This window comes from Nocardia aurantia (genome assembly GCF_009604425.1).
Taxonomy (GTDB): domain Bacteria; phylum Actinomycetota; class Actinomycetes; order Mycobacteriales; family Mycobacteriaceae; genus Nocardia; species Nocardia aurantia.
The window spans coordinates 457,339-471,724 of sequence record NZ_WEGI01000006.1 but is presented as its reverse complement, the minus strand read 5'-3'; the positions used below and the strand labels follow the sequence as shown (position 1 = coordinate 471,724).

The window sequence follows — 14,386 nt, the reverse complement described above, 5'->3', positions numbered from 1 at the left end:
CGCTCGACCCAAGGGGCATCACGTGAATCCCGCACTCCCGCAGACATTCAACCTGCTGCGCCGCGCCCTCGCGGGCACGATCCTCGCGACCCTGCTCGGCACGGCGCTGCTGACCGCCGCCTACTACGCCACCGGCGGCTGGGCCGCGGCGCAGCTGGACGCGATGGACACGGTGCGCCAGTGGCAGTTCACGATCTCGCACCTGGTGCCGTTCCCGTGGCAGTGACCGGGCCGCTCACCAACTCACGTTTCGAAAGGGAACCGGTTTCATGATCGCCATCGGCATCGATCTCGGCACCACCTTCTCCGTGGTCGCCCACTTCGACGGGACCGCCTCGCCCCGGGTGATCGCGGCTCCCGACGGTCGGGCGATCACCCCGTCCGTGCTCTACATCGACGACGAGCAGATCATGGTCGGCGCGGAGGCCGCGACTCTCGGTCTCGCGGAACCGGATCGGCTCATCCGTGGCATCAAACGCGAGATGGGCACCGGATTCCGGCTGGCGTTCGACGGCAACGAGTACACCCCGGAGGCGGCCTCCGCGCTGATCCTGAAGGCGTTGGCGGACAACGCCGCCGCGGCACTGGGCTGTGCGTCCGGCGATCTCGCCGCGGTGGTCACGGTCCCGGCGTATTTCGGTGTGACCGAACGCGAGGCGACCGCGCAGGCGGTGCGGCTGGCCGGACTGACCCTCTTGGATCTGGTCGCCGAACCGGTGGCCGCCGCGGCCTGTTACGGGGCCGGCCGGACTACCGGCGGCGCCGTGCTGGTCTTCGACCTCGGCGGCGGCACCTTCGACACGACCGTGCTGCGGATGGCCGCCGGTGGACCGGAAGTGATTGTCACCGACGGTGATTCGCGCCTCGGCGGCCTGGACTGGAACGACCGGCTGGCCGACGTCCTGCTGGCGAAATTCACCGAGGCGGTGGACGACGAGGTCGCCGCGGACGCCGCGGACGACACCGTGTTCGCGGAACATCTCGCCGCCGCGACCGAGAAGGCGAAAATCGCGCTGACGAACCGGGATTCGGTCCCGGTGACCCTCGAGTACGACGGCGGCCGCTGGGTCGTGCCGGTCACCCGCGCCGAATTCGAGGAGGCCTCGGCGCATCTGGTGTCCAACTGCCTCGACGTCGCCGATCGCGCGCTGGCCGCCGCCCGGCCGCGCGGCACCGGCCGGCTCGACCGAATCCTGCTGGTGGGCGGCGCGACTCGGATGCCGATGATCCGCGCGAGCCTGGTGGCGCACTTCGGGGTGGAGGTCGCGGTGTTCGAACCGGATCTCGCGGTCGCGAAGGGCGCGGCCATGCACGCGCACCGGCTGACGGCGCCGGCCCGCCCGGACCTGTCGGCGACCCCGAGGCAGGCGCTCGCGGCACCCGTGCGCACCGTCGTCCCCCGCGCGCTCGGCATCCTGGTCCACGACAGCCGCGACCCGTCCGGCACCGGCCGCATCGTGAACCACGTCGTGGAGGCGAATACCGCACTGCCGGTAAGTGGTTCGCGCGGCCGGTTCGCGACGCTGCTCGACGGCCAGGACCGCATCCGGGTCGAGGTCTACGAACAGGCCGGCGCGGTCGCCTCCCCGGAGTTGCGGCACAACCGGCGGGTCCTGGACGGGGAATTGGTGGACGTACCGCATCTTCCGGCGGGCTCCCCGATCGAGATCGAATTCGACATCGGTTCCGACGGCCGGATCAGTTGTACCGCAACCGAACCCAGGAGCGGCCGGCGCCTGGTCCTGGAGTCCTACATGGAGGGCGTCCTCGATGCCGAGGATTCCGACCGGCAACAGGACCTGCTCGCCCGGCTGCGAGTCCAGCTGTGAGTGATCGCGCGAAAGGTGTCACGGTGAATTCGTGGATACGGCGGGAGTTCCGGTCCGCCGGCCTGACCCAGTACCCGGTCGGCCCCTACCTCGGGGCGATCCAGCAACAGTTCGGCGGGGTGGTGCTGCTCTGCATCGACGTCAGCGGATCGATGTGCGGCGCACCGCTGACGAGCGCGGTACGCGGCGCGCGGCAATTCGCGAAGGAGGCGATCGACGCGTACTACGAAGTCGGAGTGATCCTCTGGCACCACTCGATCGCGGCGACCATCGAACCGACCCGCGATCTGCCGTCGGTCCTCCGATTCCTCGACGCCCCGGTCGATTCCGGCGGCACCGACATCAACGACGCGCTCGACGCCGCCCACGACCTGCTGCGCCCGCGTGGCACCCGGCTCGATCGAGTGGTGGCGATCTTCGGCGACGGCGATCTGGGCGACCGCTCCCGAGCCGTCGCCAAGGCCGCGGTCATGCGCGCCGAGGACATCCGCATCATCACCGTCGGTCTGGGCGACGCCGCGGCCCACGCCCTGGACGAGATCTCGACAGAGTCGAACGAACGACCGCGCACCGCGACACCGAGCACCATCGACACCGAGATCGCAGGTGTGGCGAGCGGATTGCGCCGCCGCTGATCCGGCACCCGCCCATCGAGCCGAACTCCTCTGGCGGCCGACCCGCTCGGCCACGGAATTCGCCGACTGCCACAATGAACGAGCGATCTCGTTGTAACACAGTCGTCGATCGGATGACGACGCCGAATGTCGAAGCGTGGCAACAGGCAACCACTCGGACAATGTGGCGCGACCGGTAGGCTGAGGGGGCCGCGGTCGCTTTCGCTGTCGGCATTTCACAACCTCTGTGCAGAGGCCCGATTCGAACTTGGAGGCACTGTGTCTGCCACTGGCCTGCGCTTTCTCACAGCGGCTTTCGTTACCGCGGCGTTGTTGGCTTCGGCCGCCATCAGTGCCTCCGCGGACCAGCCGCTACAGGACCCCTGGGTGAGCGATTGTGTCAAGGACAAGAAGGATATTCACCATCAGAAGATGACCAGGGAGGACAAACTCGACGCCGGTACAGTCACTCTGTTCTACTCGGCGCACTGCAGGACGAACTGGATCGAGGTTCACTCCAATTACGGCGTGGACAACAAGGATATCGGCGTCCAGTTGTACATCGGGCTCGCTGATTCACCGTGGACCAATGACCGCGCGGACTACCGATACGGGGACAGTCGCCTCCTCAACGATTTTCGTTCGATGATGATCCCCGCTCCTGACCATACGTGCGTGAAGTATTCGGCGTCGGTAACAAAGTTCATCGCCTACCCGGAGGGCGATCATTGGGTGTCCGATGTACAAGAATTGGGCGGCACCCCCGAGACCGAGATCTGCTGACCTGATCGTGGAGTCGCGATCCGATCGTGTTCGCGGGCACGGGTGTGGAGCGGGCGAGAGTCTCGCCGGTCATGCCGCTATGGTTCGCCGGGTCGCAGGCAGCGCGCCGCACCGAATTACATCGGCGACCGATGTATCGGTCGCGATATAGTTCGCTCGTGGACGGTATCCAACTGCTCCGGCTCGGCCGACGTCTGAGCGAATTGGGACGCGAGCACGTCCGTGAACCCGGCGATATCGAGCTGACCAGCGCGGAGCAGGAAGTGATGGCCGCGGTGATCACCCTCTCCGACGCGGGGATCGGCGATATCGTCCGCGAGACCGGTTTCTCGCAGAGCCACGTCTCCGCGCTGGTAGCCGCTATGCGCGAGCGCGGCCTGCTCACCACCGGCGCCGACCCGGCCGACCGCCGCCGGACTCGCGTCCACGCCGCCGAACACGTCGTCCGCGGCATGAATCGTCGCGGTGCTCGCGCCGTCGACGCCACCCTGACCGCCACCCTGGGCGACCCGGCCCGTGCCAGCCGTGCCGCCGCCCTCCTCGACGAACTGGCACCGCTGCTGCTGTCCCAGCCCGACGACTGACGTTCTCCCGGTGGATAGCCCGGCGATGAATTCGCCTGGTGCGCCTCGTCCCTACTCGCAGGTGAAATCCGGACGAAGGGAGGTGGAGTGACTGCCGAAGGTACGGCCGTGCGGCCGTTTCGCATCGAGGTCCCGGACAGTGAGCTGGCCGAACTGCGGGATCGGCTGGATCGGGTTCGCTGGGAGCCGGAGCCGCGAGGGGCCGATGCCGGCTACGGGATCGCACAGGAGGTCGTCCGAGATCTGGTGACGCGGTGGCGGGAGCGATACGACTGGCGGCCCTGGGAGGCGCGGCTCAACGCGTATCCGCAATTCGTCACCACGATCGATAGCGCCACGATGCATTTTCTCGACATTCGCTCGCCGCAACCGGACGCGGTGCCGTTGTTGCTCGGCCACGGATGGCCGGGGTCGGTGACCGAGTACCTCGACGTCATCGGGCCGCTCACCGAACCCCGTGCGCACGGGGTGGATTCCGGTCCCGCCTTCGATCTGGTGATTCCGTCGCTGCCGGGATCGGGATGGTCCGGGCCGACGCCGGACGTGGGCTGGAATCCGCGTCGCATCGCGCGGGCCTGGTCGGAGTTGATGCGGCGCAGGGGATATCGGCGTTACGGCGTGGCGGGTAACGACTGGGGCTCGTTCATCGCTCCCGAATTGGGCAGGGCCGCACCGGAAGAGGTGATCGGTGTGCACGTGACGCAGGTGTTCCCGGCGGGGCCGGGTGAGATCCACGCCAGTCCCTACGGGCACGTGCATGCCGGTGCCCCGCACACGGTGGCGTACGCGCTCACGGATTCTCCGGTCGGGTTGCTGGCGTGGACGGCTCAGTGCATGACCGGACTCGATCCGGACGCGCTGCTCACGCACGTCACGATCCAATGGGTCACCGGCACGGCCGGGTCGGCGTTGCGCATCTACGCGGAGGAGGATCGGCAGCAGCCGCCGAACGGGCCGACGACGCTGCCGGTCGAACTCGCCGTACCCGTCGGCGTGGCCCAGTTCGCCGGTGACTGGCCCTCCGATCGGGTCCTCGCCGACTTTCCGCATCCGGGTCCGCTGTCCTTCCGCGGCTACGACCGCGGCGGGCATTACGCGGCTCGGCAGGCGCCCGATCTGCTGGCCGCCGATCTGCGCGCGTTCTTCACCGAATGCCTCGGTGCGCAGCGCCGGGCGCCGGGTCCCGGACCTGGGCTCCGGGGGTGATAGATCAATCGCTGCTGGTGCAGCCGGGCGGGACCAGTGTTCCCGCGAACATCTCGTCGACCCAATCGGCGATCTGCGGGGTGGCCTGGGAACGGACGCCGACGAGGAAATGCCCGCCGGGCAGGATGTCGAGGCGGACGCGGGCGTGCTGCCGGCACCAGTCCCGGTAGAGGTTCTGGGCGCCCGCCAGGGGGACGAAGATCTCGTCGGCGCCGTGGTAGATCAGGATGGGCGCCGCGGGCATCGTGGCTCCCAGCCGGTTCTCCGTGATGATTCGCCGCACGATCGGCGATTCGATCGGGTCGGGCAGGTCGGTGAGTTGTTCCACGCGGATTCGGGTCAGCAGGCCGATCAGGGTCGCGGGCTCTACGCAGACGTTGCGGAAGGTGTGGGCCAGTCGCCAACCGCTGTCGTTGAGCAGGGTCAGCAACTCCGGATATTCCCTGGCCAGGCCGAGGGCAGCGGAGAGGAAGACGCCGGCGGCGGCGTTGCCGTTCATGGACTGCCAGAGCATCCGATAGTCGGCGGGTGTGCCACCGATCAGGGCGCCGGCCACATGGAGTTCGGGGGCGTAGCGGGGAGCCAGTTGGGCGGCCCAGCCGGTGGCGATGGCGCCGCCGGAATAGCCGGTCAAGGCGACCGGCGAGTCGGGCCGCAGGTCGGCCACGCCGAGCCGGGTGGCGGCGCGGATCGCGTCGAGCACCGCGTGGCCCTCCATGTGCCCGGCCGAGTACGCCTGCCGGGGGCCCTGATAGTCGGGCACCACGACCGCGCTGTCGCGGGCCAGCAGCGCCGCGATCGCCAGTTGGTCGGCCTGGACGCCTTCTTTCATCTTCTGTGAAGGGACACAGGTGTTTCCGAGTGCGGAGATCGGCGGGGCGTAGGCGACCAGGGGGCGCGGTCCGGGGCCCGGCCACGGCGTGTTCGGGACGAACAGAGTCACCACCACCGGGACCGGACGGTCTCCGGTGTCGGTGGAGCGGACCAGCAATTCGATCGAGTGCGCGGTCGGCGGAAAGTCCACGCCCGCGGGGCGATTCGCGAGAACCGTACCGGGCGTGGACTTCTCGAAGCCGGGTGCGGGCAGATAGAATGGGTCCGGCAGTGGGTCCGGTAGGACCGAGGCCAGTTCGTGCGGGGGATCTTCCAGCAGATCGGCGAGGCCGGCCGCCGGCGCCGACAGGAGAACAGCCGCGACGGACGCGGTTGCCCACAGCATCGCACGCCTGATGTTCGCCAAGTCTCGATCACCCCTGTGCTGCGTGTGCTCGCACGATCGGCGAACACGGCTCCGCCTGTGGACATTCGGTACTCGACCTGTTCACCCGGGCTCGCCGGCGAGACGGGACCGCTGAGACGAGCCAAGCCTCTCATGCCCGGCGCGGTGTTCCCGGCTTCGGCGCGGTCGGCGTGGCGGTCAGTGCGGACGGCCGCGTTGCCGCAGATGCGCAGGACGGCGTTCGGGCAATTGCGGCGGAAGTCTGCGAGGTCGGTGCCGGAGCGCCCCAATACGGAGCGAACGATGCCGGCCTGTACAGTTGCTCGGCTCCGGGATCGGATGCACACTGCGCACAAATGTGACGCTCATATCGTGCAAGGAGGTGCGATGGCGACCAATATCGAGTGGATCCGGCATTGCCGGCCGATGCCATGCGACTGTTCGGAACCAAGACCAAGAAGGACACCGTGAACACCGCGTTGCGTGAAGCGGTGCAGCGGCTGAAACGCGCCGAGGCCCTCGAGCGTTTGGTGAACATGGCCGAAGCGGGCGAGTTCGATGAGGCCATCGCGGCGTATGAGGCGCGGAAAACCGCTCAGCGAGGCCAGGCGTGAAGTACTTGACACCGTCTTCCATGCCGGCAACGACTTCACGACCGTCTCACGGGTGATGCCGGAGCTGACCGAGATGGATATCCGGCGGCTGTGACGCCCACACTTCGGGCGGGGCAGCAGCCGCCGGGCGGTCCGACCACTTGCCCGGCCGATGCCGCGCCGGCGGAGGATACGAAGGGCGGCGGGTTGCGGAGCGCACATACTGCCGGTCGAGATTTATACGGCGTGTACCTCGACGAGGTCTTCCAGGCCCACGAAGTCTTTCGGGTTGCGGGTATACAGTGCCGCTGAGTGTGCGTGGGCAGTAGCGGCGATGATGAGGTCCATTGTCCGGGCGCGGGGTTGCCGCCCGATGGTGACCACCGCTGCCGCGATCTGCCCGTAGCTTGCGGCCACCGCTTCATCGACCGGGAGGGCGTCGAATTGGCGTTGCAATATCAACAATCGGCGTAGTCTCTCCGCGCGGGTGATGTCGCTGCGAGCTACCAGGACGCCGAAATGCAGCTCTGCGAGGGTGACCGAACTGATGGTCAGAATGCCGGGCAGTGGAATGACGTTGTCGGCGATCACCACACTGGTGTCGAGGATTGCCCTCGATTCGGTGGTTACCTCGCCCATGGATCGCGTACCGCCTGATCGATACGGTCGCGGTCGGCCTCCCATTCGGCATCATCGCTGCCGGACCACAGGTTCGCGATTTGCTCGTAGGTTCGCCACGTTCTCGGTGCCGCGGTCGCCGGCGCGAGGGGTACGAGCCGAGCGCTGGGGCGTCCTGCCACGGTGATCGTCAATTCTTCGCCGGACTCGACTCGCCGGACCAGTTCGGAGGCGTTTTGGCGCAGTTCCCGGAGGCCGATGGTGTCCATACTCGTACTGTAGCACAGGTGCTACCTCGCAATCCTGGGGCCCGGCACAGCCGGTGCGGCGGTCAGGAGCCGGCGGGGATGACGGCGTCGAGCACGCCGAGGTCGGTGCCCAGGTCGGCGGTGACGCTGCGGACCACCGCGATGTCCTTGCGGACGAATTCGCCGACGGAGTCGAAGAAGGCTGCGACCGAACCCCTTCCGGCGACACCCTGGAGGGCGCGGCTGGCGGCGCTGCCGTGCGGGAGAGCCGACAGCAGGGTGGATTCGTCGATGCCGAGTTGTTTGCCGAGGTCGACGGCGGCGGCGAGCAATCCGATGTTCGCGGTGAAGACGGCGTTGTTGACCAGTTTCACGCGCTGGCCGTGGCCGAGCGGGCCCACGTGCAGGACCGGGTCGCCGTAGGCGGACAGGGCGGGGCGGGCCGCCTCGAAGGCAGCGTCGTCGCCGCCGACCAGGATGGTGAGGCGGCCGGCGGCGATGTCGTGCGGGCCGCCGCTGATCGCGGCGTCGACCACCGAAACACCGTGCGGGGCGGCGTGTTCGGCGAGACCCTCGACCGTGCGGGGGTTGCAGGTGGTGTGTACCACCAGGGTGGTGCCGGGGCGCATGGCGGCCAGCAGACCGTCATCGACGCACACCTGCCGGACCTGGTCGTCGGTGAAGACGCAGACCAGTACGACGTCCGCGCCGTCGGCGACGGCAGCGAGATCGGCCTGGGCCGCGGCACCGGAATCGGCCAGGGCGGAACGACTCTCGGGCGAGCGGCCCAGCACCCGGACCTCGTGTCCGGCCTGCACCAGCCGGTCCACCATCGGCCGGCCCATGCGGCCGGCGCCTACGAATCCCAGTCGCATGCTGATCGTCTCCTCGTCGAGCGGTCGGGTCCTCCGCCGATGCGCGGGGGAAGTATCGGCGATCCCGTGGGCGGCCCGCCCGGGCCGGTCGGAAATCGGTGGGCCGCAGTCGTTCCGGAACCGGCCGGCCGGAGCGTGTCGTATCGGTGCCGCGCCGGAACCGGTGGCATCGCGGTCGGAGGCCGGTGGGCGTCCGGCCGCGATCCGGTGGGCGGCGGAGTGGGCACGGTTCAGCGCGGGTGGTTCATCAGGTTCAGGGTGGCGTCCGCGGCGTCGAGGACGACACCCGGCGTGGCGCCGGCGCTCTCGGCCAGTTCGGCGATCAGGCCGACGTCCTTGCGGAGCAGGCCGCCGGCGTGCTGGGCCAGGCGGTCCAGGGTGCCGCCGGCGTCGACGATGCGGCCGAGGGCGAAGCTGTTCGCGGTGCCGTGCGAGATGACCTTGCCGAGGTTGGCCGGGTCGACGCCGAGGGCCTCGCCGAGTGCGAGGGTGGTGGCGGAGGTGGCGAGGTTCGCGGTGAAGAGCAGGTTGTTCAGCAGCTTCGCGACCGCGCCGGAACCGACGCCACCGAGATGGACCATCGGGTTGGCGTAGGTCTCGAAGACCGGGCGGACCCGCGCCACCACGTCGTCGGGACCGCCGACCATCACCAGCAGACGGCGTTCGGCCGCGCCGATGCCGCCGCCGCTGACGGGAGCGTCGATGAGCGAAACGCCTTGTGCGGCCGTCTTTTCCGCCAGCTCTCGACAGGTGTCGGGGTGCACGGTGGAGTGCACGGCGACGATACCACCGGGCTTCAGGCCCGCCAGCACGCCGTTCTCACCCTCCAGCACCGCGCGGACGTCGCTGTCGGCGACCACGCACAGGCACACCAGATCGCTGGCGGCCGCCAGTTCCGCCGGGGTGGCCGCCGTCTTCGCCGCCGTATCGGCATACGGTGCAAGCGATTCCGGGCGGCGCGCCCACAGGGTGGTCTCGTAACCTTCTTCGACGATCCGGCGCGCCATGGGCCCGCCCTGGCTGCCGAGGCCGATGAATCCGACCCGCATCAGCTGTCCTCCTGACAATCCGAACAATGGGTGCCGCGACCGCGTTCACCCGGAACTACTGGGCCGCGGGCTCGTTCGCCGCGGGCTTGGGCTGCGGGCGGTAGAAGGTGGCCAGCAGTCCGGCGGTGCCGGCGATGCCGAGCAGCAGGGCGATGCCGCCGCCGGCCCAGCCGGTGATCTCGATATCGGCGGCGTGGTCCAGCGACAGCCAGCCCGGCCCGAGGATGCCGATGGCCACCGACACCACGGCGAGCACGAGGACGTACTCGTAGCCCTCCTTGAACACGAAGAAACCGTTGGGCCGGTGGGCGAGCAGGCCGGCGACGAGCATCACCGACACGACCGCCGCGGCCGCGAACGACGTCAGCAACCCGAAGATCAGCAGCACACCTGCGCCGACCTCGGTCAGCACGCTCAGCCAGGCTTGCAGCACGGGCTGTTTCAGGCCGAGGCCGCCGAACCACCGTGCGGTGCCGGCGATCTTGCCGCTGCCGATCCAGTGGTTGACCCCGTGCGCGATCATGGTGATTCCCACGACCACGCGGATCAGAAATAGCGCGACATCCGCGACGTGCATCGCCTCAACTCCTCTGTCCCGGCGCCGTGGCGCCGTTGAACGGTACTGCCGGACCGGCGTTTTCCCCGGACTCCCGGGCTACCACACATTCCTCGGCGAAGGCCAGCGCCTGCAGGTGGTAGGCGCCCGCCGTGCGGCCGACGCTGATGTTGTGGCCCGCGTGGTACTGGGTGGCGAACACCAGGCGGGGTACGGCCGGGAACAGCTCGGCCACCGCCGGCATGCCCTCGGGATCGTTGCGCCACACCTGCTCGTGGTCGGCGACGGTGAACCGCACCGGAACCCGGACGCGCGGCCCCAGCACCGGGAAGATCTCGCCGGCCCACTCGTTCACGAGCGTGCCCTCGTACCGCGGCCCGTTCGCGCCGATGAGCCGGCCACCCACGTGCTCCGGCGGGTACAGCCAGCCGGGCTGCCACAGCAGCTTGCCGACCTTCACGTTGTCGGGACGTGGTCGCACGGAGAGGATCTCGTCGGCGTACGGCTGGCGTTCGCGGCCGGAGCCGGACAGTTCCAGGCCCAGCAGGTCCGCGCCGCGTTCCGCGTCGGCGGCCATCCGCACCGCGAGTTCGCAGCCGGCCGAATGGGCCAGCACGAAAAGTCCCGCGCCGCGCGGTAATTCGCCGAGTATCCGGTCGACCGCGCCGTACATCAGGTCGACGCGCAGCTGTCCGTCGGCCAGCTGGTCCCCGAACGGCAGCGAGCTGCCGTAACCGGGCCGGTCGAGCGCGATCACGGTGAACCCGGCGGCGCGCCCGGTGCGCAGCAGCGACAACTCCGGATGACCGGGACAGTCGTAGTACGCGGAAGTCGTTGCGCCGCCGTGCAACGCGACGATCACCGCGCGCGGCTGCGGCGCGGGGGCGAACCGGCCCGAGATCGGGATGCCGTCGACGTCGACCACCACGGGGATCGGCTCGTCGTTGCCCAGCACCGGTAACTCGGTCTCGATGATCGTCACGGGGTCCTCCGAGTCGGCACCCGGTGGAGGGTGCGGCGGCCACGGCAGTACACGGCGACGTCGGCGCTCTGCGCGGGAATGAGAAGGGCGGTGCGGGTCACGAATCCGCCGCTCGCAGCAGCAGCACCCCGCCGGGGGTGAGTCCGCCGCTGGACACCACGGCCACGCGGGCGTCGGTGACCTGACGCTCGCCGGCGTCGCCGCGCAGCTGGGTGATCGCCTCGTGCAGCAGGCCCATACCGTGGGTGCGGCCGTGGGACAGCTGCCCGCCGTGGGTGTTCAACGGGATCTTCCCGTCGCGGGCGATGTTCTTGCCGCCCTCGAGGAAGTCCTTCGCCTCGCCGATCCCGCAGAAGCCCAATGCTTCCAGCCAGGACAGGGCGTTCATGGTGAACCCGTCGTAGAGCTGCGCGACGTCGACGTCGTCGGGGCGCAACGTGGTTCGCGTCCACAGGTGCGCGGCGGGGCCCAGCACCTGGGGTTCGTGGGTCAGTGTCGACTGGTCCCAGTCGATGCGTTCCACGATCTGGGTGCCGACCGCCTCCACCAGCACCGGCTTCACCGGCAGGTCGGCGACGGTGTCGATCGCGGAGACGATCACCGCGACCGCGCCGTCGCACGGCACGTCGCAGTCGTAGAGACCGAACGGGGTGGTGACCGGGCGCGCGGACAGGTAGTCGTCCATCGTCATCGGATCCCGGTAGATCGCAGTCGGATTCAGCTCGGCGTTGGCGCGCTGGTTCAGCGCGATCCAGCCGAGGGTCTCCTTGGTGGTGCCGTACCGGTGGAAGTGCCGCTGCGCGTTCTGCGCCAGCGTGTGCGCGGCGGACGAGGCGCCGAACGGGTACAGGTAGCTGCCGGTGCGGCCACCGCGGCCGGCCCGGATCTTGCCCTGCCGCATCAGGTCCGTGAAGGTGGCCTCCCACAGCGTGCGGAAACACAGCACGTGCCGGGCCATTCCGGTGGCGACGGCCATCATGGCCGCGGTCACCGAGCCGCTGGGGCCGAAGCTCTCCATGCCGCCGTTGTGCCAGGTGGGCCGCAGGCCGAGCGCGGCCTCGAGCGCGGTGACGCCGCCCTCGTTGAAGCCGCCCATCTCACCGCCGCCAGGATACGTTGCCAGGCCGTCGATGTCGGCCATCGTCAGGCCCGCGTCGGCGACCGCGCGCTCGCAGGCCTCGACGGTCAGCGCCAGGGCCGGGCGCATCAGCCGGCGGCCGATCTGCGACATGCCGATCCCGGTGAGCGCGACCTTGTCCTCGAATTTGTCCTGCGACAGCATCGGCCGGATGTGCTTGCCGAAATCCTGCGGTTCGATCTCGTCGCGCGGCAACGGATCCGGTTGCGCCGGTTGCTCGGCGGCGAGCAGGAACATCGGCAGCCACACGTCCTCGTGCTGCTCGAAGACGACCTCGACGCGCTGCCCGAGCTCCAACTGCTCCGGGTCGGCGTCGATGATGTTGGTGGTCAACCGGATCCGCGGATCGTCGGTGAGCGCGACCTGCGCGATGACGAACGGGGTCGGGACACCCGGCAGCGGGAACCGGTGGTTGATCGTGAATCCGGCGAGGGTGCCGGTGCCGGAGACGACGCGCACGCCCATGTCGTGTCCGTGGCAGTACCGGCAGACCGGCTGCGGCGGATGGATCAGGGACTCGCAGGAACGGCACTCCTGGATACGCAGTTGCCCGTCTTCGCCCGAGGTCCAGAAGAACTCGTTCAACAGGGTCAGCTGCGGCAGGGGACGCCCCGATGCGTCGGCCATGTCGTCTCCTCACTCGTTCGTGTGCGTGGATCGCCCCGTCGCCGCCGCGGCACGAACCGCGGCGGCGACGGGGCGAACGGGGCAGATCAGATCTGCGCCTGGTCCTTGCGGACGGTCACCGGCTCGGCGAGCTGCTGCTCGTCACAGATCTGCTGGAGCTTCTCCAGCGTCTCGTCCAGTCCGGCACCGATTCTCGGTCCCGGGGTGAACGTGGCCGGCAGGTGCCGCATGCCCTGGATGACGCCGATGGTGTCGTAGTGCACCGTCGCCGCCTCGTCGCAGACGTAGTCGGGCATCCGGTCCAGCACGGCCAGCAGCATCCGCTTGAACACCATGCGGGCCATGTTCGACCCGATGCACCGGTGGACGCCGAGACCGAAGCTGTAGTGGCGGTTACCCTTCCGCTCCATATCGATCTCGTCGGGATTCTCGAAGACCGAGGGATCCCGGTTCGCCATCGCCCAGGACAGCCACAGCCGCTCGCCCTCCTTGAACTGCTTGCCCGCGACCTCGACGTCGGCGTCGAAGGTGCGACCGTCGCCGGGGGCGGGCGTGTAGTAGCGGAGGAACTCCTCGGTGGCCGAGTCCAGAATCAGATCCCGTTCCTTGCTGAGCAATTCGCGGCTGTCCGGATTCTGGCCCAGGTACTCCAGGGAGTGGGCCGTCAGCGCGGTGGTGGTGTCGAAACCGCCACCGATGATCAGGCCCAGCATGCCCAGCGCCTCCACGTCGGGGAGGGGCTCGCCGTTCATGGTGGACTGGGCGACGGCCTTGATCATGCCCGGACGCGGATTCTGCTTCACCTCGAAGTAATTGGCGAGCAGATCCCGGCCCATCTCGGTGTGCAGGGCGGTGACTCGATCGATATCGGGCGAATCCGGCGGGGTGTACACGGCGGCGTGCACCGGCTCGTTGTAGACGACCCACTTCTTCAGCGGAATGCCGAGCATCGCCAGAGTGAGCACCGCCGGAACGATATTCGCCAGCTCGTCGACGAAGTCGATCCGGCCGCTCTCGATCTTCTCGTCGAGAGCGGCGCGAACGACCTCGTCCACGAACGGAATCCACCGATTCACCGCTGCCGGTGAGAGATACGGGTTGAGCGCGCCCCGCAGCTCCTTGTGCTCCGACCCGTCCATCTCCAGGATCCCGCCGCGCACGCCACGAGCACGCGCCGGGGTCGGAATCGAGATGCCCTTGTATCCGCGGCGGGTGCCGTCGAAATCGTTCTCGTTGGAGACGTGGGGGCAGCGGGCGAGTTCGAAGACCTCGCGGTTACCCGCCGCGACCCAGTGCCCGTCGTAGGTCTCCGACCACGCGACGGGGCACTTCTCCTGCATTTCGCGGGTGATATCGCTGAACTGCTCGCGATATTCCGCGGTGTGCCGATCGAAATGGAACGTCGGCTGTCGGTGTGCGGCCTGCTCGGTCACGGCGGGGCCGTTCTCCACGGTCACTGCTTGTC

Annotated in this window: 16 protein-coding genes; 7 read left to right on the top strand and 9 right to left on the bottom strand. The window is 68.9% G+C overall.

Going from position 1 to position 14,386, the window contains the following annotated elements; translation table 11 throughout:
* Positions 1–22 precede the first annotated feature (22 nt).
* From NRB56_RS16265 to NRB56_RS16240, 6 genes are all read left to right on the top strand, one after another.
* On the top strand, positions 23–226 hold the full coding sequence (locus NRB56_RS16265; RefSeq protein WP_153342918.1) for a hypothetical protein: 204 nt from the start codon (positions 23–25) through the stop codon (positions 224–226).
* Between the two features lie 43 nt (positions 227–269).
* Positions 270–1,829, top strand: coding sequence for an Hsp70 family protein (locus NRB56_RS16260; protein ID WP_153342916.1), 1,560 nt, complete (start codon positions 270–272; stop codon positions 1,827–1,829).
* A 23-nt stretch (positions 1,830–1,852) separates the two neighbouring features.
* Complete coding sequence (locus tag NRB56_RS16255; protein WP_153342914.1) at positions 1,853–2,464, top strand: vWA domain-containing protein; 612 nt, start codon at positions 1,853–1,855, stop codon at positions 2,462–2,464.
* A gap of 258 nt (positions 2,465–2,722) precedes the next feature.
* Positions 2,723–3,226: a DUF2690 domain-containing protein gene (locus tag NRB56_RS16250; protein ID WP_153342912.1), complete on the top strand. Its 504-nt coding sequence runs from the start codon at positions 2,723–2,725 to the stop codon at positions 3,224–3,226.
* A 158-nt stretch (positions 3,227–3,384) separates the two neighbouring features.
* Positions 3,385–3,810: a MarR family winged helix-turn-helix transcriptional regulator gene (locus tag NRB56_RS16245; RefSeq protein ID WP_194290875.1), complete on the top strand. Its 426-nt coding sequence runs from the start codon at positions 3,385–3,387 to the stop codon at positions 3,808–3,810.
* Positions 3,811–3,897: 87 nt separating this feature from the next.
* The gene (locus tag NRB56_RS16240) at positions 3,898–5,016 is read left to right on the top strand and encodes an epoxide hydrolase family protein (RefSeq protein WP_319943074.1); all 1,119 of its coding nucleotides are present in this window, start codon (positions 3,898–3,900) and stop codon (positions 5,014–5,016) included.
* Positions 5,017–5,020: 4 nt separating this feature from the next.
* On the opposite strand, the gene NRB56_RS16235 is transcribed toward NRB56_RS16240, so the two are convergent.
* Positions 5,021–6,235, bottom strand: a complete 1,215-nt coding sequence (locus NRB56_RS16235; protein ID WP_153342908.1) for a lipase family protein — start codon at positions 6,233–6,235, stop codon at positions 5,021–5,023.
* A 404-nt stretch (positions 6,236–6,639) separates the two neighbouring features.
* Between NRB56_RS16235 and NRB56_RS16230 the strand changes: the two genes are divergently transcribed.
* Positions 6,640–6,849 carry a type II toxin-antitoxin system VapB family antitoxin gene (locus NRB56_RS16230; RefSeq protein WP_319943073.1) on the top strand — a complete coding sequence of 70 codons (210 nt, stop codon included), beginning with the start codon at positions 6,640–6,642 and terminating at the stop codon, positions 6,847–6,849.
* Positions 6,850–7,065: 216 nt separating this feature from the next.
* Here NRB56_RS16230 and NRB56_RS16225 read toward each other — a convergent pair whose 3' ends face one another.
* From NRB56_RS16225 to NRB56_RS16190, 8 genes are all read right to left on the bottom strand, one after another.
* Positions 7,066–7,467, bottom strand: a complete 402-nt coding sequence (locus NRB56_RS16225) for a PIN domain-containing protein (RefSeq protein WP_153342906.1) — start codon at positions 7,465–7,467, stop codon at positions 7,066–7,068.
* Complete coding sequence (locus NRB56_RS16220; RefSeq protein ID WP_153342904.1) at positions 7,455–7,715, bottom strand: type II toxin-antitoxin system Phd/YefM family antitoxin; 261 nt, start codon at positions 7,713–7,715, stop codon at positions 7,455–7,457. The genes NRB56_RS16225 and NRB56_RS16220 overlap by 13 nt, the downstream gene beginning before the upstream one ends.
* Before the next feature lie 62 nt (positions 7,716–7,777).
* Positions 7,778–8,632 (bottom strand): NAD(P)-dependent oxidoreductase, encoded by an 855-nt coding sequence (locus NRB56_RS16215; protein ID WP_319943086.1) that lies wholly within the window; start codon positions 8,630–8,632, stop codon positions 7,778–7,780.
* 167 nt (positions 8,633–8,799) lie between these two features.
* On the bottom strand, positions 8,800–9,618 hold the full coding sequence (locus tag NRB56_RS16210) for an NAD(P)-dependent oxidoreductase (protein ID WP_153342900.1): 819 nt from the start codon (positions 9,616–9,618) through the stop codon (positions 8,800–8,802).
* Between the two features lie 55 nt (positions 9,619–9,673).
* Positions 9,674–10,195 (bottom strand): DoxX family protein, encoded by a 522-nt coding sequence (locus NRB56_RS16205; protein WP_153342898.1) that lies wholly within the window; start codon positions 10,193–10,195, stop codon positions 9,674–9,676.
* A 4-nt stretch (positions 10,196–10,199) separates the two neighbouring features.
* Complete coding sequence (locus NRB56_RS16200; protein WP_319943072.1) at positions 10,200–11,156, bottom strand: alpha/beta hydrolase; 957 nt, start codon at positions 11,154–11,156, stop codon at positions 10,200–10,202.
* Positions 11,157–11,253: 97 nt separating this feature from the next.
* Positions 11,254–12,921, bottom strand: coding sequence for a thiolase C-terminal domain-containing protein (locus NRB56_RS16195; protein ID WP_153342894.1), 1,668 nt, complete (start codon positions 12,919–12,921; stop codon positions 11,254–11,256).
* Between the two features lie 86 nt (positions 12,922–13,007).
* A complete protein-coding gene (locus NRB56_RS16190; protein ID WP_319943071.1) occupies positions 13,008–14,378 on the bottom strand; it encodes a cytochrome P450 in 1,371 nt (456 codons plus the stop codon).
* Between the last annotated feature and the right edge of the window lie 8 nt (positions 14,379–14,386).

Excerpts from the sequence above, each read along its gene's own strand:
- NRB56_RS16260 (WP_153342916.1), top strand. The coding sequence starts at position 270 with ATGATCGCCATCGGCATCGATCTCGGCACCACCTTCTCCGTGGTCGCC.
- NRB56_RS16235 (WP_153342908.1), bottom strand. The coding sequence starts at position 6,235 with ATGCTGTGGGCAACCGCGTCCGTCGCGGCTGTTCTCCTGTCGGCGCCG.
- NRB56_RS16225 (WP_153342906.1), bottom strand. The coding sequence starts at position 7,467 with ATGGGCGAGGTAACCACCGAATCGAGGGCAATCCTCGACACCAGTGTG.
- NRB56_RS16220 (WP_153342904.1), bottom strand. The coding sequence starts at position 7,715 with ATGGACACCATCGGCCTCCGGGAACTGCGCCAAAACGCCTCCGAACTG.
- NRB56_RS16210 (WP_153342900.1), bottom strand. The coding sequence starts at position 9,618 with ATGCGGGTCGGATTCATCGGCCTCGGCAGCCAGGGCGGGCCCATGGCG.
- NRB56_RS16205 (WP_153342898.1), bottom strand. The coding sequence starts at position 10,195 with ATGCACGTCGCGGATGTCGCGCTATTTCTGATCCGCGTGGTCGTGGGA.
- NRB56_RS16195 (WP_153342894.1), bottom strand. The coding sequence starts at position 12,921 with ATGGCCGACGCATCGGGGCGTCCCCTGCCGCAGCTGACCCTGTTGAAC.